Raw genomic sequence first — 21590 nt, forward strand, 5'->3', positions numbered from 1 at the left:
GCAGAACTAACATGTTACAGCCGAAAAAGACCAAATTTAGAAGAATGCAGAAAGGCCGTATGAAAGGTATCGCTCAGAGAGGAAACCAACTTGCATACGGATCGTTCGCAATCAAGGCACTTGAATCGACCTGGATCACAGGTCGTCAGATAGAGGCGGCCCGTCAGGCCATTACGCGTTACATGAAGCGTGAAGGTCAGTTGTGGATTCGCATCTTCCCCGACAAACCCATCACGAAGAAGCCCGCCGAGGTGCGTATGGGTAAGGGTAAGGGTAATCCCGAAGGCTTCGTGGCGCCAGTTACGCCCGGACGCATTCTCTTCGAGGCCGAAGGTGTGCCTCTGGAAGTAGCTCAGGAGGCGCTGCGCCTGGGAGCCCAGAAGCTGCCCATTACCACCAAGTTTATCGTAAGACGTGACTACGTCGAAACCACAATTTAAGGGAACGCAAAATGAAAAGTGCAGAAATCAAGGATATTTCGATCAAGGACCTGCAGGAACGCATCGAGACCGAAAAGGCCCAGCTCGGGAAGTTGAAGGTGCAGCACGCAGTGTCCCCCGTCGAGAACCCGTCGATCATCAAGAAGAACCGCAGAGATATAGCTCGCATGCTGACCATTCTGCGTCAAAAAAACGCTAAATAAGTAACAACTATGGAAAGAAATCTTAGAAAAGAGCGTATCGGTGTGGTTGTCAGCAACAAGATGGAGAAGACCATTGTGGTTGCAGTAGCACGTAAGGTGAAGCATCCTATCTACGGCAAGTTCGTGAACAAGACGACGAAATTCGTCGCCGAGTCGCTCGACGAGACCTGCAAGGAGGGTGATACCGTGCGTATCATGGAAACCCGCCCGCTGAGCAAGACCAAGCGTTGGAGATTAGTACAAATCATTGAAAGAGCTAAGTAGTTATGATACAACAGGAAAGTAGACTCGTAGTAGCTGATAACAGCGGTGCGAAGGAGGTCCTCTGCATCCGGGTGCTCGGCGGCACGAAGCGTCGCTACGCATCTATCGGCGATAAGATCGTGGTGGCCGTGAAGAGCGCGACCCCCTCGGGCGATGTCAAGAAGGGCGCCGTATCGAAGGCGGTCGTCGTAAGAACCACGAAGGAAATCAGGCGTGCAAACGGTTCGTACATTCGTTTCGACGACAACGCCGTGGTGCTGCTTAACAACCAGGGTGAAATGCGCGGTACTCGTATATTCGGCCCCGTAGCTCGTGAGCTGCGCGACCAGTATATGAAGATTATCTCCCTCGCACCCGAAGTATTGTAATCATAAAAACAATTTCGGATATGTCAGTGAAATTACATATTAAGAAAGGGGATCAGGTTCAGGTCATTGCCGGCGACGGCAAGGGCCAGACGGGTAAAGTCCTGAAGGTCGAGGTTTCGAAGCAGCGTGCCATCGTTGAAGGCGTGAACCTCTGCAAGAAGGCCACCAAACCCAATGCGCAGAATCCCCAAGGCGGCATCATCGAGAAAGAGGCTCCGATCCACGTCTCGAACCTGATGCTCATCGACCCCAAGTCGGGCAAGCCCACCAAGGTCGGCCGCAAGCTCAATGCAAAAGGTAAATTAGTTCGTTTCGCTAAAAAGTCAGGGGAGGAGATCAAATAATGGGATACGTACCTACACTCAAGACACGGTATAAGGAGCAGATCAAGGCTGCCCTTATGAAGGAGTTCGGTTACTCGAGCGTTATGCAGTGCCCGAAGCTCGAAAAGATCGTCATCAACCAAGGTATGGGTCAGGCTGTCGCCGACAAGAAACTCATCGACGTGGCTGAAGCCGAACTGACTACGATCACCGGCCAGAAGGCTGTTCAGACCCGTTCGCGCAAGGACATCTCGAACTTCAAGCTGCGTAAGGGCATGCCCATCGGCGTGCGCGTGACGCTGCGCGATACGAAGATGTACGAGTTTCTGGAGCGTCTGATCGCAGTGGCGCTTCCCCGAATCCGCGACTTCAAGGGAATCAATGAGAAGTTCGACGGCCAAGGCAACTACACCTTGGGCATCACCGAGCAGATCATCTTCCCGGAGATCGACATCGACAAGATCACCAAGATCTTCGGCATGGAGATCACGTTCGTAACGACGGCCAAGACCGACGAAGAGGCTTATGCCCTGCTCCGCGAGTTCGGCCTTCCTTTCAAAAACGCTAAAAAGAACAACTAAGCTATGGCAAAAGAATCGATGAAAGCCCGCGAGGTGAAGCGTGCGAAGCTTGCAAACCGCTATGCTCACAAGCGCGAGGAGATCGCTGCCAAGGTGAAGAGCGGTGAGATGGACCACGAGGAGGCATGGCAGGCGCTTTCGAAGCTGCCCCGCAACTCGAATCCGATCCGTCAGCACAACCGCTGCAAGATCACCGGCCGTCCCAAAGGCTACATCCGCCTGTTCGGCATCAGCCGTATCCAGTTCCGTGAGATGGCCTCGAAGGGTCTGATCCCGGGCGTTACGAAGGCCAGCTGGTAGCAGCCGCAGGGGCGCGGCGACGGGGAGGGCGCGGATGTGTCGCTGCCCGGAGCCGGAAAACCTGCAATTCTGAATAAAGTTCCGTCTTCCGGAAGGTGAAAAGCCTGCGGAGAGCGTGTCTCTCGGAAGGAAGCGGGGCAGATAGGGGTGTGTAACCCATGTAGATACGTCACAGTGTCGGGGAAAGTGCCGCCGCAAGCGGTAACTTCCCGATATGTGGGGCGTAGCGAAGGGTTGGACGCTTGGTTACAAATTTCTCGGACCGAGGGGCCGGAGGACTGAAACCGGAGTTGCGTGAGGCAGCAACGGAGGATGCCGGAAGGTCGCCGTGTGGCCGCAGGAAGTGACCGGGGCGGATCGCGGAGGCGGGTGCCCGGGTGATTTCCGAAGGCACGGCCGGTTGCTGAACGGGAGTTTTGTGCGGATATATGTTAGCAACATACTGGGTGCTAACATTGTCTGCGTTCCGGGGGCAATGGCAAAATCGCTAAAAATCAGGCGGTAATCTTGGTCGTTTGGGAAATAATGCGTATATTTGCGCGCTTTGTGCCCTCGTGTGCGTATGCGAACGAGGGGCGAAAAAAGGGCCGAAAACCGGTTGGCGGATGTCAATGGGTTGAAAGCCAAATGATTAAAAACAAGGGTTGTTTGATATGTATTGCAGGAACCAAAGAGTGCGTCGGATTTGCCCGGTGCAATCCGATGATTTCGGGACCTTGCCGTAAAGTCCCCTCCGATGGAGGGGATTTAGGGGAGGGTCAGGCTTGTAAACGCAGCCGCAGGCTGCGAATACGGCGGTCCGGAGCATGGGAACCTGCCTGAAATATCAAAGGCTCGAATAATAAACTAACTTTTAATTTTTAATTTCTATTCGTTATGACTGATCCTATTGCGGACTTTCTGACCAGAATTAGAAACGCGGTGAAAGCCAACCACAAGGTGGTTGAAGCTCCCGGTTCAAAAATTAAGCAGGAGATGACCAAGATCCTCTACGAGCAGGGTTACATTCTCGCTTACAAATTCGACAAGGACGAGAAGGGCCACCCGTCGATCAAAATCGCTCTGAAGTGGGATGCCGCCACCAAGACCAACGCCATCAAGGACCTCAAGCGCGTCAGCCGCCCGGGTCTGCGTCAGTATGCGTCGGTTTCGGACATGCCCCGCGTACTGAACGGTCTGGGCATCGCCATCATTTCGACCTCGAAAGGCATCATGACCGACGCTCAGGCCCGCAAGGAGAACGTGGGCGGCGAGGTGCTGTGCTACATCTACTAATTGCAAATCATTAAAGAACAACACAATGTCAAGAATTGGTAAATTACCTGTAAACCTGCCTGCCGGCGTTACCGTAGAGGTATCGGCCGACAATACGGTAAGCGTGAAAGGGCCACTCGGGACGCTGAGCCAGAAAGTTGACTCGGATATCACGGTAGAGGTCGGCACGCATACGGATGTCCGCACGGGCGCGGAAGTTCCCGCCGTTCTGGTGAGCCGTCCCACCAACCAGCCCCGCCACCGCTCGATGCACGGCCTGTACCGTGCGCTGATCAACAACATGGTTGTCGGCGTATCGAAAGGCTATGAGATCAAGCAGGAGCTCGTGGGCGTCGGCTTCAAGGCCGAGGTCAAGGGTCAGGTTCTGGAGATGAGCCTCGGCTATTCGCACGATACGCATTTCCTGCTGCCCAAGGAGGTGACCGCTACGGCCGTTACCGAGAAAAAGGGTAACCCCATCGTAACGTTCAAGTCGATCGACAAGCAGCTTGTCGGCCAAGTCGCCGCCAAACTCCGTTCGCTGCGCAAGCCGGAGCCGTACAAGGGCAAGGGTATCAAGTTCGTAGGCGAGCAGATCCGTCGCAAGGCCGGTAAATCAGCAGGTGCTAAATAGTAAATAGTCTGAAGTTATGTCACTGAACAAGATAGAAAGAAGAGAGAGGATCAAGATGCGTATCCGCAAGATCGTGAGCGGAACGCCTGCACAGCCTCGCATGACTGTATATCGTAGCAACAAGCAGATCTACGTGCAGTTCATTGATGATCTCGCCGGTGTAACCCTTGCCACGGCTTCCTCGCTGGACAAGGAGGTGGCCGAAGCCGCTGCCGGTAAGAACAAGTGCGAAGTAGCCGCCCTGGTGGGCAAGCTGGCCGCCGAGCGCGCCACGGCCAAAGGCATTTCGGCCGTCGCTTTCGACCGTAACGGTTACCTGTATCACGGAAGAGTTAAACAGCTGGCCGAAGCAGCACGCGAAGGCGGACTTAAATTCTAAGCGATTATGTCAAATACCAACATAAAGAAAGTACGCACGAGCGATCTCGAACTCAAGGACCGGCTCGTCAGCATCCAGCGTGTTACCAAGGTTACGAAGGGTGGTCGCACGTTCAGTTTTTCGGCCATCGTCGTCGTCGGTAACGAGGACGGTGTGGTAGGCTACGGCCTGGGCAAGGCTTCGGAGGTACAGTCGGCCATCGCCAAGGGCGTGGAGGATGCCAAGAAGAACCTCGTCAAGATCCCGGTGATCAACGGTACGATCCCCCACAAGCAGGAGTCGCGTTTCAGCGGTTCGCTCGTGATGATTCGTCCGGCCGCTCCCGGTACGGGTATCATCGCCGGCGGTGCCATGCGTGCCGTGCTGGAGTCGGTGGGTATCAAGAACGTGCTTGCCAAGAGCAAGGGTTCGTCGAACCCCCACAACCTGGTGAAGGCAACCATCGCTGCGCTCTGCGAGCTGCGCGATGCCCACAGCATCGCCCGCCTGCGCGGCATCTCGATGGACAAGGTGTTTAACGGTTAATTCTCAAGAAGAACATGGCAAGATTGAAAATCACCCAGGTCAAAAGCCGCATCGGCGCCACCACGCGTCAGTGCCGGAACCTCGACGCACTGGGTCTGAAGAGGATCAATGCGAGCGTCGAGCACGACGACTCGGTTATCATCAAGGGTATGATCGAGCGCGTGAAACACCTCGTCAAGATCGAGGAGGTTGCGGCGCCCGTCAAGAAGGCAGCTCCCAAGGCCAAGAAGGCCGAGGTAAAAGAAGAGGCCGCTCAGAGCGCGGAATAAGTTTAACTGTAACGGATTATTTTAAACATGGAACTCCATAATCTCAAACCCGCAAAGGGTTCAACGCACCACGACAAGCGAATCGGCCGCGGTGCAGGTTCGGGTCACGGTGGCACCGCCACCCGTGGACACAAGGGTGCACAGTCGCGTTCGGGTTACTCGCGCAAGCTCGGCTTCGAGGGTGGCCAGATGCCGCTGCAGCGTCGCGTTCCCAAGTTCGGGTTCACCAACCTGAAGCGAGTCGAATTCAAGGCTATCAACCTCTCGACGCTCGAGGAGCTGGCTGCCAAGAAATCGCTCACGGAGGTTACGGTGGATACGCTCGTGGCCGCAGGTTTCATCTCGTCGAACGACAAGGTGAAGATTCTGGGCAACGGCACGATCTCGAAGGCGCTCGCTGTCAAGGCTCACGCGTTCTCGAAGAGCGCCGAGGCGGCCATCACGGCAGCCGGAGGCAGCGTCGAAAAACTGTAAGCAACCTTAGAACCCAAAAATTATGAATCAGTATCTCGTTGTTGGTATCGTCTTTTTGGTGGTAATCGCTCTTTTGGCGACCAACAAGAAATTGGTAGAAACGCTCAAGAACATCTACAAGATCGAGGAGCTGCGCAAACGTGTCATCTACACGATCGGGCTGCTGCTGGTCTTCCGCTTGGGTAGTTTCGTCGTGATTCCGGGCATCAACCCCAACGCTCTGGGCGAGGGGTCGGAGTTCGCCAGCCAGCTCGAAGGCAACGGACTGCTGGGTCTGCTGAACGTCTTCTCGGGCGGCGCCTTCGGCAACGCCTCGATTCTGGCGCTCGGAGTCATGCCGTACATCACCGCCTCGATCATCATCCAGTTGATGGGTATGATGATTCCGTATTTCCAGAAAATGCAGAAGGAGGGTGAGAGCGGCCGCCGCAAGATGAATCAGTGGACGCGTTTCCTGACGATCGGCGTCCTGCTCCTGCAGGGCCCGGCGTACATGGCCAACCTGTATCATCAGGTTCCCTCCGCCTTCGTCTACGGCAATTCGTTCGGCTTCATTGCCTATGCGACAACGATCCTGATCGCCGGTACCATGTTCATCATGTGGCTGGGCGAAAAGATCACCGACAAGGGTATCGGCAACGGTATCTCGCTGATCATCATGATCGGTATCGTGGCACGTCTGCCCCACGCGCTGTTGGCCGAGGTCAACGCCCGTTTCCAGACGGCCACCGGTAGCGCCATCATGCTGATCCTCGAGTTGATCCTGCTGTTCCTTGTCTTCATGGCAACGATCGCCTTGGTACAGGCCGTCCGCAAGGTGCCTGTGCAGTATGCAAAGCGTATCGTCGGAAACAAACAGTACGGTGGTGTGCGCCAGTACATCCCGCTGAAGATGAATGCTGCGAATGTGATGCCTATCATCTTCGCACAGGCTCTGATGTTCATTCCGGCGCTGTTCTCCGGTACGGCCTTCGCGGCTGCTTTCAGCTCGATGACCGGTTTCTGGTACAACTTCACGCTTGCAGTGCTGGTAATCGCCTTCACCTACTTCTACACGGCGATTATCATCAATCCTCAAATGATGGCCGATGACATGAAGCGAAACGGCGGCTTTATCCCGGGAGTGAAACCGGGTAAGCAGACCGTGAACTACATCGACACCATCATGACGCGTATTACGCTTCCGGGTTCCATTTTCTTAGCGATCGTGGCGATCCTGCCCGCGCTGGCGATGAAGTTCCTGGGCATCCAGCAGGCGTTCGCCTACTTCTACGGAGGTACGTCGCTGCTGATTATGGTGGGCGTGGTACTCGACACTCTGAAGCAGATCGAGAGCTACCTGCTGATGCGCCACTACGACGGTCTGATGAAGACCGGCCGTATTCAGGGTCGTCATTAGGAGTTTTTCCGAAGAGTTCTTAAGCGAAGAGAATGATATATTTAAAGACAGACGAGGAGATAGAGCTGCTCCGCGAGAACAATATTCTGGTGTCGAAGACACTGGCGGAGGTGGGTCGCCACATCCGTCCGGGTGTCACCACCAAGGAGTTGGATTCGATCGCCGAGGATTTCATCCGCGCGCACGGAGCAGTTCCTGCCTTCCTCGGGTATCAGGGATTTCCCGCTTCGTTGTGTATATCGGTAAACGAACAGGTGGTTCACGGTATCCCATCTTCGAAATGCGTCCTCAAAGAGGGCGACATCGTTTCGGTCGATTGCGGTACGTTTATGAAGGGGTTTGTTGGTGATTCGGCATATACGTTTGCCGTTGGAGAGGTTGCCGCGGAAGTAAGGCAGCTTATGGAGGTCACCAAAGAGGCTCTTTATAAAGGTACGGCGCAGGCCAAGGCCGGCAATCGCGTAGGCGACGTGTCGGCGGCCGTGCAGGAACACGCCGAGAGCTTCGGCTACGGCGTGGTGCGCGAATTGGAGGGACACGGATTGGGTCGCAAGATGCACGAAGACCCCGGTGTTCCCAATTACGGCGCACGCGGCAGGGGACCGCTGCTCAAGGAGGGCATGGTCATCTGCATCGAACCCATGATCAACATGGGGACCAAAGCGGTAGTTTTCGAACAGGATGGCTGGACGGTCCGCACGCGGGACCGCAAACCGGCGGCGCACTATGAGTTCGCCGTGGCGGTTCGCAAATCGGGTCCCGATGTCCTGACGGACTTCAGTATCATTGAACAGGCAATAAACAACTAAGACTCTATGGCAAAACAAGCTGCTATTGAACGGGACGGGACGATCATCGAGGCGCTGTCCAACGCGATGTTCCGCGTTGAGCTGGACAACGGCCATGTGCTCACGGCCCATATCTCGGGGAAGATGCGTATGCACTACATCAAGATCCTTCCCGGAGATAAAGTAAAAGTGGAGATGACGCCCTACGACCTTACGAAGGGACGTATATCTTTCCGGTACAAATAATTAGATTGCTTGAAAATCATGAAAGTTAAAGCATCCATCAAGAAGAGAAGCGAGGATTGCAAGATTGTGAAGCGTAAAGGCAAACTTTACGTCATTTGCAAAAAGAATCCCAAGTTTAAAATGCGCCAGGGTTAATGTTTTTTAAACAAGTCAAAAAAGAAAAAGTATTTATATGGCACGTATAGTCGGTGTAGATTTACCGAAAAACAAAAGAGGCGAGATCGGCCTGACCTACATTTATGGCATCGGTCGCTCGACGGCTCGCAAAATTCTCGAGAACGCTGGCATCAGCTACGATCTCAAAGTACAGGACTGGACGGACGATCAGATCGGAGCCGTGCGTTCGACGATCGCCGATATGGGCATCAAGGTCGAGGGCGAATGCCGCTCGATGGTCCAGATGAACATCAAGCGCCTGATGGATATCGGCTGCTACCGCGGCATCCGTCACCGTCTGGGTCTTCCGGTTCGCGGTCAGTCGACCAAGAACAATGCGCGTACCCGCAAGGGCCGCAAGAAGACTGTCGCAAACAAGAAAAAGGCAACGAAGTAATCTTTAGAGAATTATGGCAAAGAAAACTGGAACAGTTAAGAAAAAGGTTGTTAAGGTCGGTGCCTTGGGCAATGTCTATGTACACTCCACTTTCAACAACGTAATCATCACCATCACCAACGAGGTGGGTGACGTCATCAGTTGGTCGTCGGCCGGCAAGATGGGCTTCCGTGGTTCGAAGAAGAATACTCCGTATGCTGCACAGACCGCTTCGCAGGATTGCGCGAAGGTCGCTTACGACATGGGTCTGCGCAAGGTGAAAGTTTATGTCAAGGGTCCGGGTGCAGGCCGCGAGTCGGCTGTGCGTACCATCCACGGCGCAGGTATCGAGGTGATGGAGATCATCGACGTTACTCCGCTGCCGCACAACGGTTGCCGTGCTCCTAACCGCCGCCGCGTCTGATTTCGGTGCGAGGTAAGGAATATTCAACGTTTTTATAATAAGTTAAGACAATGGGAAAATACATAGGACCTAAATCGAAAATCGCCCGCAAGTTCGGCGAAGCTATCTATGGTGCGGACAAGGTGCTCGAAAAGCGCAACTATCCTCCCGGACAGCACGGTCTGGCGCGCAAGCGCAAAAAGGTGTCGGAGTACGGCACGCAGTTGAGCGAGAAGCAGAAGGCCAAATATACCTACGGCCTGCTGGAGAAGCAGTTCTCGCGCACCTACGAACAGGCTGCACGCATGGGCGGCATCACGGGTGAGAACCTGCTGAAGCTGCTGGAGTGCCGTCTGGACAACGTCGTTTACCGCTTGGGTATCGCCCCGACGCGTGCAGCCGCCCGCCAGCTCGTTTCGCACTGCCACATCTGTGTGAACGGCAACGTCGTGAACATTCCGTCGTACTCGCTGCGTGCGGGCGACGTGGTATCGGTTCGCGAGAAGTCGAAGAGCTTGGAGGTGATCTCGGTATCTCTGGCCGGCTCGTCGAAGAGCCGTTACGCCTGGTTGGAGTGGGACAACGCTTCGATGAGCGGAAGGTTCCTCCAGCGTCCGGAGCGTGAGGAGATTCCCGAGAACATCAAGGAGCAGCTCATCGTCGAGTTGTACTCGAAGTAGTAATCAAACAAATTCACTATTATGGCAATATTAGCATTCCAGAAACCTGAGAAGGTTATTATGCTTGAATCCACTTCGTCGTTCGGAAAGTTCGAGTTCCGGCCGCTGGAGCCCGGGTTCGGCAGGACTGTCGGTAACGCTTTACGTCGTATTCTGCTCTCCTCGCTCGAGGGATATGCCGTTACGACCGTCAAGGTAGCCGGTGTCGATCACGAGTTTGCCGCTATCCCCGGTGTGATGGAGGATATGTTGAACATCATCCTCAATCTGAAGCAGGTTCGTTTTATCCGCACAGTCGACAATCAGGATGCAGAAAAAGTATCCATTAACGTTGCGGGTGTGACGGAGCTGACTGCCGGATATATCTCGAATTACCTGTCGTTCTTCAAGGTGCTCAATCCCGACCTGGTGATCTGTCACTTGGCCCCGGGCACCAAGATGCAGATGACGCTCACGATCGGCAAAGGCCGCGGCTATGTGCCCGCGGAGGAGAACGCCCCCGCCGAGAGCGAGTTCGGAACGCTTCCGATCGACTCGATCTTCACGCCCATCAAGAACGTGAAGTACTCGATCGAGGATTACCGCGTCGAGCAGAGGACCGACTACGAGAAGCTGAATTTGGAAATTACCACCGACGGGTCGATTCACCCCAAGGAGGCTCTGAAAGAGGCCGCCAAGATTCTCATCCAGCACTTCATGCTCTTCTCCGACGAGAAGATCACCGTCAACATGGAAGACACGAACGGTGCCGAGGAGTTCGATGAGGATGTTCTCCACATGCGTCAACTGCTGAAGACCAAGCTCTCGGATCAGGACCTTTCGGTCCGCGCCCTGAACTGTCTGAAGGCTGCCGACGTGGATACCGTGGGGGATCTCGTGAAGCTGAACCGCAACGACCTGCTGAAGTTCCGCAACTTCGGTAAGAAGTCTTTGACGGAGCTCGACGAGCTGCTGACCTCGCTGAACCTGAAGTTCGGTATGGACGTATCAATCTACAAACTTGACAAAGATTAATTAAATGAGACACAATAAGAATTTCAACCACCTCGGCCGTCAGGCGGGACACCGCAAGGCGATGCTTTCGAACATGGCATCGTCGCTGATCATGCACAAGCGCATCGAGACCACCGTTGCGAAGGCAAAGGCCGTTCGGCAGTTCGTGGAGCCTCTGGTGACCAAGTCGAAAGAGGACACGACCCACTCGCGCCGTGTAGTATTCTCGTACCTGAAGCAGAAGGAGGCCGTGACGGAACTGTTCCGCACGATCGCCCCGAAGATCGCCGAGCGTCCGGGCGGTTACACCCGCATCCTGAAGACCGGTTTCCGTCTGGGCGATGCTGCCGACATGTGCATCATCGAGTTCGTCGACTTCAACGAGGCTTACACGCTGGGCATCGCTCCGGCAGCCGCTTCGGAGGCCAAACCCAAGACGCGCCGTTCGCGCAAGCCCGCAGCGAAGAAGACCGACGCTGTCGAGGAGGCTACCGTTGTCGAAGGCGGCGAGGCTAAGAAGGCCGCACCCAAGAAGGCTGCTGCCCCGAAGAAGCCCGCAGCTCCGAAGGCCGCTTCGGCCAAGGCTGCCGCTCCGAAGGTCGCCAAGAAGACCAACGTAGGCAAGAAAATGTAAATTTTCGATTTTACAGGGCATCTTTGCACTTGCTCTCGTGTGGCGCGAATGGGACGTACTCCGGTACTACCCATCCGTGCCACACTTCGTTTAAGCACAAATCCGATTTGCAGGATATCTTTTGTGCTCTGCCTGCCCCGGATAAGTCCGGGGCAGATTGCGTTATGGACAGGTATATTCCGGAGGCGGGATTTGTGGGGCCGGCTGCAATACGGGCGCGTTTTTTCGGCCGGCAGCAAAAAAATGAAAAAATCATCTTTTTTAGGGATGCGTCCAGTTTTGCTATTAAAAATTAATATTCTATCTTTGTGACCTAAGCTCCGGTGCCGAACACCTGTCCGGAGTATACAAAAGTCAAATAAATTCAGATCTGCCGGAGCCGTCTCCCCGGCGGATGGTAATGCACCGAATCTATGAAACTGCGACACCTGTTGCTGCTGTTGTCCGTGCTGATCCTGTTCCCCCCCCCTCTTGCCCGGGCACAGAATAGCGCTTCCAAGCCCGGCCGGATAATGACCGGCAATGTCAAGAACGAGAAAGGCGAGTTCATTGTCGGCGCCTCTGTCTATGTGAAATCGACGCCTCGGATCGGTACCGCGACCGATGCCAAGGGCGAATTCCGGCTGCAGGGCATCCCGGCGGGCAAACAAATCATCGTCTTCACCTTTATCGGTATGGTCCCCTTCGAGGTGGAGTATGCCAACCAGCGCGACTTCGAGGTCGTGCTCAAGGAGGACGCCACGCAGGTCAACGAGGTGGTGGTGACGGGTATCTACAGCCGTGACAAGAACAGTTTCGCCGGTTCGGCGAAGACCTACACGGGTAAGGAGCTGCGGGCCATCGGAACGAAGAACGTCTTCCAGAGCCTCAAGACCCTCGAACCCGCGCTGACGGTCGTCGAGAACCGCGCTTTCGGCGCCGACCCCAACCGGCTGCCCGATCTGGAAATCCGCGGTAAGACCAGTCTGGTGGGAGACCTCACCACCGAATACGACAATACGGCCAACCAGCCGCTTTTCATCCTCGACGGTATCGAAGTGGAGATCGCCCAGATCCAGAATCTGAGCATGGACCGTATCGGCAGTGTCACGGTGCTCAAGGATGCCGCTTCGGCCGCCATCTATGGTTCGAAAGCCTCCAACGGCGTGATCGTCGTTGAGACGGTCAAGCCCGAGCCGGGAAAACTGCGCGTTTCCTATTCGGCCGACCTGCGGTTCGAGTTCCCCGACCTTTCGGACTATAACCTGATGAATGCCGATGAGAAGCTCCGCTACGAAGTGTTGGCTGGACGCTACGTCGGCGATGACCAAGACCAGCTCGATGCGCTTTACAACTCGCGGCGGGCCGAGGTGATGCGCGGTGTGGATACTTACTGGCTCTCGGTCCCCCTGCGCTCGGTGCTGAACCACTCGCACAGCCTTTATATCGACGGCGGCAGCGAGGCCATGCTCTACGGCGTGGGGCTGAATTACAGCGATCAGAAAGGTATCATGAAGGGTTCCGAGAAGGGTATTACGGGCGGCAACATCAACTTGGTCTACCGTACCGACAAGCTGATCTTCTCGAACGACTTCAGCTTCGATTCCGTGAAGAGCGAACGCGAGCCGGTCTCCTTTTCGACCTTTGCCCAAGCCAATCCCTATTACCGCAAGTACAACGAGGACGGGGAGATTCCGGAGTTCTTGGAGCCCTATTCCGTGGCGCAGGAGTTCATCTACAACCCCCTCTACCAACTCCGCAAGGTGGTCAACACCGACGTGACGAAGGACCTCGGGCTGCGCAACAACTTCACGGTCATCTGGCGCCCTGTGACCTCGCTGCAGGTCCGCGGGCGGCTCGGCCTGAACAAAACGATCTCCGAGCGCGAGGCGTTCAAGTCGCCCGCACACTCCGATTTCAACGGTTCGACCTCCAAAGGCTCCTATACGACGGAAAAGACCGATATGATGAGCTACAACGGCGATGTCACGGTCACCTACGGCCGGCTTTTCGGCCATCACCAGATCAATGCCGTCGGCGGTTGGAACTTCAGTTCGCGTACGCAGAAGAACACCGGCTATGAGATTTTCGGCTTCACGAGCGACCTGCACCAGAATCCTTCGTTCTCCGAGGGCTTCCAGCAGGGCGATAAACCGAGCTATACTGACCGTATCAGCCGCAGCACGAGTTTCTACCTCAATGGCAACTACTCCTACCGCAACCGCTACCTGTTCGATGCCAGCCTGCGCATGGACGGATCGTCGGTTTTCGGCTCGGAGAACCTTTTCACGACGACGTGGGCCGTGGGCGTGGGCTGGAACATCCACAACGAGGCGTGGTGCAAGGTCAAATGGATCGACCTGCTGAAACTGCGCTTCTCGATCGGTAATCCCGGAAACCAGAATTTCGACGCCTACACGGCATCGGGAACCTATATCTACAACTCCACCTACCAGAATCTCTTCGGAACCAGCGCGATCCTCGAGAAGTTCGGCAACCCGAACCTCAAGTGGCAGAAGACCATCGACAAGAACGTCGGACTCGATGTCGACATCCTCGACCGCGTGAAATTATCCGTGGATTTCTACCACAAGAACACCGATCCGCTGCTGGCCCAGATCCCCGTGCCCCCGTCGCTGGGTACGACGCGCATCTACACCAATTTCGGCGGTCAGATCTCGAAGGGTTTCTCGGGCAGCCTCAATGTGGTGCTCATGAAACGGCAGTACCTGCGCTGGAGCGTGAACGCTTCGTTCAGCCAGAACCGCTCGGAGTACCGCAACATCGGTGACAAACTCGACTTCATGAACGAGAAGGGCAGCGCCACGACCTTCAAGCGCTATTACGACGGCGCCAGCCCCGACGACATCTGGGCCGTGCGTTCGCACGGTATCGACCCCTCTTCGGGACGCGAGGTCTTCATCCGCAAGGACGGCAGCTATACGTTCAAGTACGACGCCAACGACGAGGTGGTGGTCGGCTCGTCGGCCCCCGATCTGGAGGGCGTCATCGGAACCTCGATCTACTACAAGGGCTTCTCGGCCAGCGTCAACCTGCGTTACAGCTTCGGGGCCGATGTTTTCGCCTCGGCGCTCTACAACAAGGTGGAGAACATCTCCGAAACGGCGCTCTACTACAACCTCGACCGGCGTGCGCTGAGCGACCGCTGGCAGAAACCCGGCGACAGGGCCCGCTTCAAGGCCATCAGCATCAACGACACCACGCCCATGTCGTCGCGCTTCGTGCTCCGGGAGAACTACATCTCCGGGGAGTCGATCTCCATCGGCTACGAGACCTCGGCCCGCTGGTTGCATGTCGTCGGCGTTCAGGGCGCTTCGTTCCGGCTCTATATGAACGACATCTTCCGCCTGGCCTCCTTCAAGGAGGAGCGCGGTACGGACTATCCCTTTTCGAAAAGTTTCTCACTGTCGATCAGCCTGCGTTTCTGATCTGAAAAACCGGATGCTTATGAAAATCAACAAGCTATATTTCCTGCTGGCGCTGCCGCTGCTGCTGGGCGGCTGCAAGGGCTGGCTGACGATCGACTCGTCGGACCGCATCATGGAGAACACCCTGTTCGAAACCGAGGAGGGATTCTTCACAGCGCTCAACGGCGTCTATGCCGAGCTGCCGCAGGCCGATCTCTACGGCAAGTCGCTCGCGGCCGTCACGTTCGACGTGCAGGCCCAGTATTTCGACACCACGCAGCCCTCGACCCACACCTTCATTACGCTGGGCGCCTACTCCGCCGAGGCCCGCAAGACGGCCGTCGCCGGGACATGGGACAAGACCTATTTCGTCATCGCCAACGTCAACAAGATACTCGAGCACTGCGAGAGCGAGCGCGATGTGCTTTCCGACCGCGCCTACCACATCATCCGCGGCGAGATGCTGGGTATGCGGGCGCTGCTGCACTTCGAGATACTGCGCATCTTCGGCCCCATTTTCGCGGAGGCCCCCGCCCGCACGTCGATCCCCTACCGCACGAGCAGCGAACTGACCGTCACGCCGCTGCTGCCGGCCAACGAGGTGGCCGAAAAGATCGACCGGGATTTCACCGACGCGCTCTCCGAGCTTGCCGAGTGGGACCCTGTGCGTACCGAAGGCCGGCTGAACGATTCGGCGACCGGTTCGGTGCGTTACCGGAGCCGGCACCTGCGGCTCAACTATTTTGCCCTGAAAGCGCTGCGGGCGCGTCTGGCCATTTACATCGGCGACCGGAAGCTGGCCGGACAACTGGCCGGGGAGGTGATCGACGAGGCCGGGGAGTTTTTCCCCTTCGCTTCGCGCGAGGATGTGACCGGGCAGACCGCCGTCGGTGTGGCCACGCAGAATTCCGAGGACCGCATCTTCTCGTCGGAGGCGCTCTTCTCGGCGGTCAATTCGAAGCGCACGAGCGACATCCACGACAAATTCTTCTCGAACAAGCTCGAACAGGTCAATCTGCTCACGATGAACGACTTGGCCGTGCATAATCTCTACGATTCGGAGAGCGACCTGCGGACCTACCAGTGGCAGACACTCAAGAACACCGAGGGCGTCGACCAGCGCTTCTTCGTCAAATACGGGCAGGTGCAGGACATGGAGCTGGGCTACGCCTCGATGGTCCCCATCATCCGGATGTCGGAAGTCTACCTGATCGCCGCCGAGTGCGAGGACTCCAAAAAGGAGGCTTACGAGTGGCTTAACGCGCTCCGTTCGGCCCGCAAGGCGACTTCGCTGCCCGCAACGGGGACGCTGGACAACGACCTGACGGGGGAGTACATCCGCGAGTTCGTCGGCGAGGGACAGCTTTTCTGGTACTACAAGCGCCTGCGCAAGACCATGATTCGGAAAATCTACAGCGGCAACGGCGGTTATCTGGATTTCGATCCGGCGAATTACCTCTTCCCGCTGCCCGAAAAGGAACAGGAGCACCATAAATAGCGACCGACATGAAAAATTACAGATACGGACTGATCACGACGCTCGCGGCCGCGGCCCTGACACTCGGGGCCTGCAACGAATCCATCCGGACCTACGACGGACGGACGGGCGTCTATTTCGCCATGCTGCAATCGGGCAGCGACGAGGAGAACCCCCGCTATACGGCCGGTTCGAGCGTTCCGTTCGCGTTGCTGCCCAGCGGAACCGACGAGCAGACCCTGCAACTGCGGGTCAAGGTCATCGGCGCGGTGGCCGACTATCCGCGCGCCTTTGCCTACCGCACCGTTGCCGACCGGACCACGGCCGAGGAGGGACACGATTACGAACTGCCCGAAGGCGACTGCGTCGTCGAAGCCGGGGAGGTTTACGGCTATATTCCGATCCGTTTCTTCCGCCGGGCTTCGCTCGACGGAAAGGAGCTTACGCTCACGCTCGAACTGCTTCCCAACGAGCAGTTCGACCTGCCGCTGAGCGAATGGCTTCCGGTGAACGGGACCGAAACCGTGGGCACGGACATCCTGCGCCATACCGTCACGGTGAGCGACAAGTATGTGCGGCTCGAAGGGTGGTCGGACCAGTTCTACGGGACCTATTCGGACAAGAAGATCAAACTCATGTGCAGCGTCTTCGACCTGACGCTCGCCGATTTCCAGCCGGACGCCCTGTCGTACATCGAGCGCAAGGTGCTGGGACAGAATTTCCGCCGCTACCTCGACGAGGAGGAGCGCGCCGGGCGGACCGTCTATGAAGATTACCTCGACGAGGAGGGAAATCCCGTGAAAATGGAATCCGGGCCGGATTCGGCCGAATAATGATTCAGAGTCTATGAAAAAGAGCTGTTTGTTTGCGGCGTCCGCACTCCTTCTCCTGTCGGGCGGCTGCTACGGCGACAAGGGGAATTACGATTACCGCGATATCAACGAGATCGTCATCGGGGCCCGTGGCTTCGAGGGCGTGGAATACAAACTGCGTTCGGGCATCGACGAACTGAAGATCACTCCCCACATCACGGCGTCGCAGGACCCGGAACTCACGGGGGCTTACGACTACGAGTGGGTGGCCGTGGGTCAGATCCGCAATCCGGGAGAGCGCACCACGATCGCCCGGACGCGCGATCTGGATTACGCTGTCGACCTGCCCAGCGACGACTACTCGCTGCTGCTGCGCATCACGGACCCCGGTACGGGGCTGGTGTTCAGCCGCAGTACGGAGATTTCGGTCAGTACGGCCTACACGCGCGGCTGGCTGGTCGCCGCGGAGGACGAAGAGGGCGGCACCGTCGTGGATATGGTGTCGATCAGCCGCGACACGCTGCTCCAGCGCGACGTGGTCAGGGACGACACGCGCCACAAGAACCCCCTGCGCATCTGGTGCGACAACGACGAGTACACCTCGCTGGCGCATGGGCGCATCTACCTCTCGACCGGGGATGGGAGTTTCCTCTACGACCGCGAATCGTTCGGGACGGACGATTACACCGTGATGCGGAACTATTTCGCCAACCCCCAGTACCTCACGCAGACCGCCGCCTCGGACATGATCCAGATCGACGACAAGTTCCGCGTCTTTCTGGTGGACGGTTACGCCTATGTGTACAGCATCTCGTCGATCAATACGGGCTATTTCGGCAATCCGGTCAACCGTTATGCCGAGAGCTACGACTATGTGCGTATCGGCGACAGGATGGCCTACAACCTGAGCGGCGGTGCAGGCGCCGGGTCCATCACGACCGTCATGCTCTATAACGACGACGACAAGCGCTTCTGCTACCTGCTGCGCAACAACGAAACCCTGCGCAACGCCACCGATACCGAATCGGACCTCGCGCTGTTCCCTTGGCAGACGGGGCTGGACTATGTGACGACCGTCAATTCGCGCTTCCTTTCGGGGCAGTCGGCCACGATCCTGCACGACGCCGAGGGCGGGAAATACTGGATTTACACCTACGCCTGTCTGCGTTCCGGTCCCAGCAAGGGGGCGCGTTACGAGATCGACGCCTCGATTCCCGTGGCGCAGGCCGCGAACTGGTGCATGACCTCGCAGCACGGCTATATGCTCTACTCGGTGGGCGGCGTGCTCTATGGCTACGATTTCCGCAACGGCCGGACGCCCGTTCAGCTTCTGGATTTCTCACCCGCGGAGATCACGCAGATACACGCCGACATCCACACCGTGGCCGAAGGCAGCAAGGACTACGTCTATGTCTGCACCTACGAGGCGGGTAAGGCCGACAGCGGCCGCATCCGCAAGTATGCGGTGACGGATACCGCCGACCGGATCGAGCTCCGGGCCGACGAGAATACTGATTGGACGGGATTCCAGCGCATCCGTTCGCTGTGGTTCAAGGAACTGTAACACAAACAACACCCGATAAATATGAACAAACAACTGATTCTGGCTGCTACCGCCGTGCTCTTGGCGTGCAGCCCGTTGCATGCGGAGCAGATGTGGCCTTTCTCCAACAAGAAAAAGAAGGCCGCGAAGATTGAAAAGACGGACTCCGTCAAGAAAGAGGACAAATTCGACAAGGCTGTCAAGGGCGCCCAGAAAGGCAGCGGCCTGTTCGACTACTACCTGACGAAGAAGGGCGAACTGCTGCTGGCCGTCACGCCCCGCAACCTCAAGGCCAGTTACCTGCTGGCCAACCGGATTTCGGAGATCAGCCAGAACTCCAACTTCGTGGCGGGACAGATGCTGAACGATCCCTTCATGATCCGTTTTTCGGCCGACACCTCCAACGTCTACCTCCACAAGGTCAACCACTGGGAGCGCGTGGCGCCGAACGATCCCATCGAAAAATCGTTCCGCCGCAATGTGCAGGACCCCATCACCCGTACCTTCAAGATCAAGGCCTCCCGCAACGATACGCTGCTGATCGATGTGACCTCGTTCTTCGTGTCGAACGACAAACTGATCACGCCGATCCGCCAGAGCCCGATGGTTCCGGGCGAGATCAGTGCGACGTACGATGCCGCCGGGTCGAAGCTCAAGGAGGTCAAGGTCTTCGAAAAGAACCTCGAGATCACCAGCATCCTGAACTACTCCTCCGAGCCGGACGGCTACACGGTGACCGTGCGGCGCTCGATCCTCGAACTGCCCGAGGAGCCGATGAAGGTTCGCTGGCAGGACAACCGCGTGGGCTATTTCAGCTCGAAATACTACACCTACACCTCGTCGAAGGACAAGCTGTTGACGCATGAGATGATCCACCGCTGGCGCATCGAGCCGAAAGAGGGCGAATGGGAGAAATATTACCGCGGCGAACTGGTCGAGCCGGAGCGCAAGATCGTCTTCTATGTCGACAATGCCTTCCCCGACAAGTGGCGCGAGGTGGTGAAGCAGGGCGTCGAGGACTGGAACACGGCTTTCGAGGCCGCTGGCTTCAAGAACGTGATGGAGGCCCGCGACTATCCCGACGATCCGTCGTTCGACCCCGACGATATCCGTTACAACTGCATCCGCTATGCCGTCACCGATGTGGCCAATGCCATGGGCCCGAGCTACACCGACCCCCGCACGGGCGAGATTCTGGTGGCCGACGTCATCTGGTACCACAACGTCATTTCGCTGGTGCACAACTGGCGTTTCGCCCAGACGGGCGCCGTCGATCCGCGCGTGCGCAAGCAGGTCTTCGACGACGACGTGATGCGCGAGTCGCTGCGCTATGTGGCCGCTCACGAGGTGGGCCACACGCTGGGACTGATGCATAACATGGGGGCGAGCTATTCGTTCCCGGTGGACTCGCTGCGCAGTCCGTCGTTCACGCAGAAATACGGCACGACCCCCTCGATCATGGACTACGCGCGCAACAACTATGTCGCCCAGCGCGGTGATTTCGAGCGCGGCGTGCGGATGGTGCCGCCTCTGGTCGGCGTCTACGACATCCACGCCATCAACTGGGGCTACCGCATCTTCGAGAAGACGCGCGATGCCGAGGAGGAGCTGCCGCTGCTCAACGACCTGCTGGCCGCCAAGCGCGACGATCCGATGTACGAGTTCGGCGCACAGCAGATTTTCCTGACGCTCGACCCCACCGACCAGTCGGAGGATCTGGGCAACGACCATATCAAGGCGGGTAATTACGGCATCGAGAACTGCAAGTACATCATCGCCAACCTCTGCGACTGGTTTGCCGAGGAGAACCGCAACTATACCGTAATTCAGTCGATGTACGCCTCCGTAATAGGTCAGTACACGCGTTACCTGATGCATGTGATGCCTTATCTGGGCGGCGTGGAGTACAAGGATCTGGTGCAGGACGGACGGTCGCTGCGCGCCCTGAGTTACATTCCCCGCGAACGGCAGAAGAAGGCCATGGAGTGGCTCGTCGATCAGGTGCTTACGGCGCGTGCGTGGCTGCTGCCTCAGGAGCTGATGGACAAACTGGGCCAGCCCTCCACGATTCTCGACAATGCGGCTTCGGGTGTCGCCGGCAAGATATTCAGCCCTGCGACTCTGGGCAGCATCTATCAGGGCGAGCGTTCGGGACAGAAGGGAATCTACCGTGTGGACACCTATCTGAACGATGCCTACAACACGGTCTTCGCATCGGCAGTCCGGGGCGGTTCGCTGACCATCGAAGAGATGAACCTGCAGGGCGCCGCCGTGACTGCACTGCTCAAGAACAGTGGGCTGACGGGTCCTTCGGGTACGGCGCTCCAACTGGGCAAAGGACTCACGGACGACGGGACCGACCTGCTGGTGCGCATGGCTGACGAGGCGCTGCCTCCGTTTGTCTGCAACCATCCCGAGTGTAACGAGGCGTCGGCAGGGGATGTTTCCTACTACCGTCACGACATGAAGGGTCCGTCGCTCTCGGCACAGGTCGGGCAGCCGCTCTACACGGCTACGCTGCGCCGGGTGCTGAACCTCTACAAGCAGCGCCGGGGTTCGGGCGACGCCCGCACGCGGGATTTCTACGCATTCCAGATTCTGAAGATCGAGGCGGCGTTCGACAACGTGAAATAATTTGTGGTTCTATCAACATTTAAAATTC

Annotated in this window: 27 protein-coding genes; all 27 read left to right on the forward strand. The window is 57.1% G+C overall.

What is annotated here, in order from left to right; genetic code table 11:
* The first annotated feature begins 11 nt into the window (after window positions 1-11).
* The 27 genes from rplP to BN5935_RS06195 all read left to right on the forward strand — a co-directional run bounded on the left by rplP (window position 12) and on the right by BN5935_RS06195 (window position 21562).
* Window positions 12-440 (forward strand): 50S ribosomal protein L16, encoded by a 429-nt coding sequence (rplP, locus tag BN5935_RS06060; protein WP_019152134.1) that lies wholly within the window; start codon window positions 12-14, stop codon window positions 438-440.
* 11 nt (window positions 441-451) lie between these two features.
* Window positions 452-643, forward strand: a complete 192-nt coding sequence (gene rpmC, locus BN5935_RS06065) for a 50S ribosomal protein L29 (RefSeq protein ID WP_010262400.1) — start codon at window positions 452-454, stop codon at window positions 641-643.
* Between the two features lie 9 nt (window positions 644-652).
* Entirely contained in the window at window positions 653-907 is a 255-nt protein-coding gene (gene rpsQ / locus BN5935_RS06070; protein WP_009597655.1) for a 30S ribosomal protein S17, read from the forward strand.
* Between the two features lie 2 nt (window positions 908-909).
* Window positions 910-1275 carry a 50S ribosomal protein L14 gene (rplN, locus tag BN5935_RS06075; RefSeq protein ID WP_018696462.1) on the forward strand — a complete coding sequence of 122 codons (366 nt, stop codon included), beginning with the start codon at window positions 910-912 and terminating at the stop codon, window positions 1273-1275.
* Between the two features lie 20 nt (window positions 1276-1295).
* Window positions 1296-1619, forward strand: a complete 324-nt coding sequence (gene rplX / locus BN5935_RS06080) for a 50S ribosomal protein L24 (protein WP_010262408.1) — start codon at window positions 1296-1298, stop codon at window positions 1617-1619.
* On the forward strand, window positions 1619-2179 hold the full coding sequence (rplE, locus tag BN5935_RS06085; protein ID WP_010262410.1) for a 50S ribosomal protein L5: 561 nt from the start codon (window positions 1619-1621) through the stop codon (window positions 2177-2179). The genes rplX and rplE overlap by 1 nt, the downstream gene beginning before the upstream one ends.
* Before the next feature lie 3 nt (window positions 2180-2182).
* Window positions 2183-2479: a 30S ribosomal protein S14 gene (rpsN, locus tag BN5935_RS06090; RefSeq protein ID WP_010262412.1), complete on the forward strand. Its 297-nt coding sequence runs from the start codon at window positions 2183-2185 to the stop codon at window positions 2477-2479.
* An 876-nt stretch (window positions 2480-3355) separates the two neighbouring features.
* The gene (gene rpsH / locus BN5935_RS06095; protein ID WP_064975331.1) at window positions 3356-3754 is read left to right on the forward strand and encodes a 30S ribosomal protein S8; all 399 of its coding nucleotides are present in this window, start codon (window positions 3356-3358) and stop codon (window positions 3752-3754) included.
* A 25-nt stretch (window positions 3755-3779) separates the two neighbouring features.
* Window positions 3780-4367 carry a 50S ribosomal protein L6 gene (rplF, locus tag BN5935_RS06100; protein ID WP_064975332.1) on the forward strand — a complete coding sequence of 196 codons (588 nt, stop codon included), beginning with the start codon at window positions 3780-3782 and terminating at the stop codon, window positions 4365-4367.
* Between the two features lie 16 nt (window positions 4368-4383).
* Window positions 4384-4746: a 50S ribosomal protein L18 gene (rplR, locus tag BN5935_RS06105; RefSeq protein ID WP_064975333.1), complete on the forward strand. Its 363-nt coding sequence runs from the start codon at window positions 4384-4386 to the stop codon at window positions 4744-4746.
* Between the two features lie 6 nt (window positions 4747-4752).
* On the forward strand, window positions 4753-5271 hold the full coding sequence (gene rpsE, locus BN5935_RS06110) for a 30S ribosomal protein S5 (RefSeq protein WP_010262425.1): 519 nt from the start codon (window positions 4753-4755) through the stop codon (window positions 5269-5271).
* 14 nt (window positions 5272-5285) lie between these two features.
* Entirely contained in the window at window positions 5286-5540 is a 255-nt protein-coding gene (rpmD, locus tag BN5935_RS06115) for a 50S ribosomal protein L30 (RefSeq protein WP_064975334.1), read from the forward strand.
* Between the two features lie 27 nt (window positions 5541-5567).
* Window positions 5568-6014, forward strand: a complete 447-nt coding sequence (gene rplO / locus BN5935_RS06120) for a 50S ribosomal protein L15 (protein ID WP_064975335.1) — start codon at window positions 5568-5570, stop codon at window positions 6012-6014.
* A gap of 22 nt (window positions 6015-6036) precedes the next feature.
* Entirely contained in the window at window positions 6037-7413 is a 1377-nt protein-coding gene (secY, locus tag BN5935_RS06125) for a preprotein translocase subunit SecY (RefSeq protein ID WP_010262433.1), read from the forward strand.
* Window positions 7414-7445: 32 nt separating this feature from the next.
* Window positions 7446-8222, forward strand: coding sequence for a type I methionyl aminopeptidase (gene map / locus BN5935_RS06130; protein ID WP_010262438.1), 777 nt, complete (start codon window positions 7446-7448; stop codon window positions 8220-8222).
* 6 nt (window positions 8223-8228) lie between these two features.
* Complete coding sequence (gene infA / locus BN5935_RS06135) at window positions 8229-8447, forward strand: translation initiation factor IF-1 (RefSeq protein WP_009597667.1); 219 nt, start codon at window positions 8229-8231, stop codon at window positions 8445-8447.
* Between the two features lie 18 nt (window positions 8448-8465).
* Window positions 8466-8582 carry a type B 50S ribosomal protein L36 gene (gene ykgO / locus BN5935_RS06140; RefSeq protein WP_010262443.1) on the forward strand — a complete coding sequence of 39 codons (117 nt, stop codon included), beginning with the start codon at window positions 8466-8468 and terminating at the stop codon, window positions 8580-8582.
* 37 nt (window positions 8583-8619) lie between these two features.
* Window positions 8620-9000 (forward strand): 30S ribosomal protein S13, encoded by a 381-nt coding sequence (gene rpsM / locus BN5935_RS06145; RefSeq protein WP_064975336.1) that lies wholly within the window; start codon window positions 8620-8622, stop codon window positions 8998-9000.
* Window positions 9001-9013: 13 nt separating this feature from the next.
* Window positions 9014-9403, forward strand: a complete 390-nt coding sequence (gene rpsK / locus BN5935_RS06150) for a 30S ribosomal protein S11 (protein ID WP_010262449.1) — start codon at window positions 9014-9016, stop codon at window positions 9401-9403.
* Window positions 9404-9453: 50 nt separating this feature from the next.
* Window positions 9454-10062, forward strand: coding sequence for a 30S ribosomal protein S4 (gene rpsD, locus BN5935_RS06155; RefSeq protein WP_064975337.1), 609 nt, complete (start codon window positions 9454-9456; stop codon window positions 10060-10062).
* Between the two features lie 21 nt (window positions 10063-10083).
* Window positions 10084-11076, forward strand: coding sequence for a DNA-directed RNA polymerase subunit alpha (locus BN5935_RS06160; protein ID WP_064975338.1), 993 nt, complete (start codon window positions 10084-10086; stop codon window positions 11074-11076).
* A gap of 4 nt (window positions 11077-11080) precedes the next feature.
* Window positions 11081-11689 (forward strand): 50S ribosomal protein L17, encoded by a 609-nt coding sequence (gene rplQ / locus BN5935_RS06165; RefSeq protein ID WP_064975339.1) that lies wholly within the window; start codon window positions 11081-11083, stop codon window positions 11687-11689.
* A gap of 413 nt (window positions 11690-12102) precedes the next feature.
* A complete protein-coding gene (locus BN5935_RS06175) occupies window positions 12103-15117 on the forward strand; it encodes a SusC/RagA family TonB-linked outer membrane protein (protein WP_064975341.1) in 3015 nt (1004 codons plus the stop codon).
* Window positions 15118-15136: 19 nt separating this feature from the next.
* Complete coding sequence (locus BN5935_RS06180; protein WP_064975342.1) at window positions 15137-16594, forward strand: RagB/SusD family nutrient uptake outer membrane protein; 1458 nt, start codon at window positions 15137-15139, stop codon at window positions 16592-16594.
* 8 nt (window positions 16595-16602) lie between these two features.
* Entirely contained in the window at window positions 16603-17406 is an 804-nt protein-coding gene (locus BN5935_RS06185) for a DUF4843 domain-containing protein (RefSeq protein WP_064975343.1), read from the forward strand.
* A 13-nt stretch (window positions 17407-17419) separates the two neighbouring features.
* On the forward strand, window positions 17420-18949 hold the full coding sequence (locus BN5935_RS06190; RefSeq protein ID WP_064975344.1) for a PKD-like family lipoprotein: 1530 nt from the start codon (window positions 17420-17422) through the stop codon (window positions 18947-18949).
* A gap of 21 nt (window positions 18950-18970) precedes the next feature.
* On the forward strand, window positions 18971-21562 hold the full coding sequence (locus BN5935_RS06195) for a zinc-dependent metalloprotease (protein ID WP_064975345.1): 2592 nt from the start codon (window positions 18971-18973) through the stop codon (window positions 21560-21562).
* The last annotated feature ends 28 nt before the right edge of the window (window positions 21563-21590 follow it).

The organism is Alistipes provencensis, from assembly GCF_900083545.1.
GTDB classification, from domain to species: domain Bacteria; phylum Bacteroidota; class Bacteroidia; order Bacteroidales; family Rikenellaceae; genus Alistipes; species Alistipes provencensis.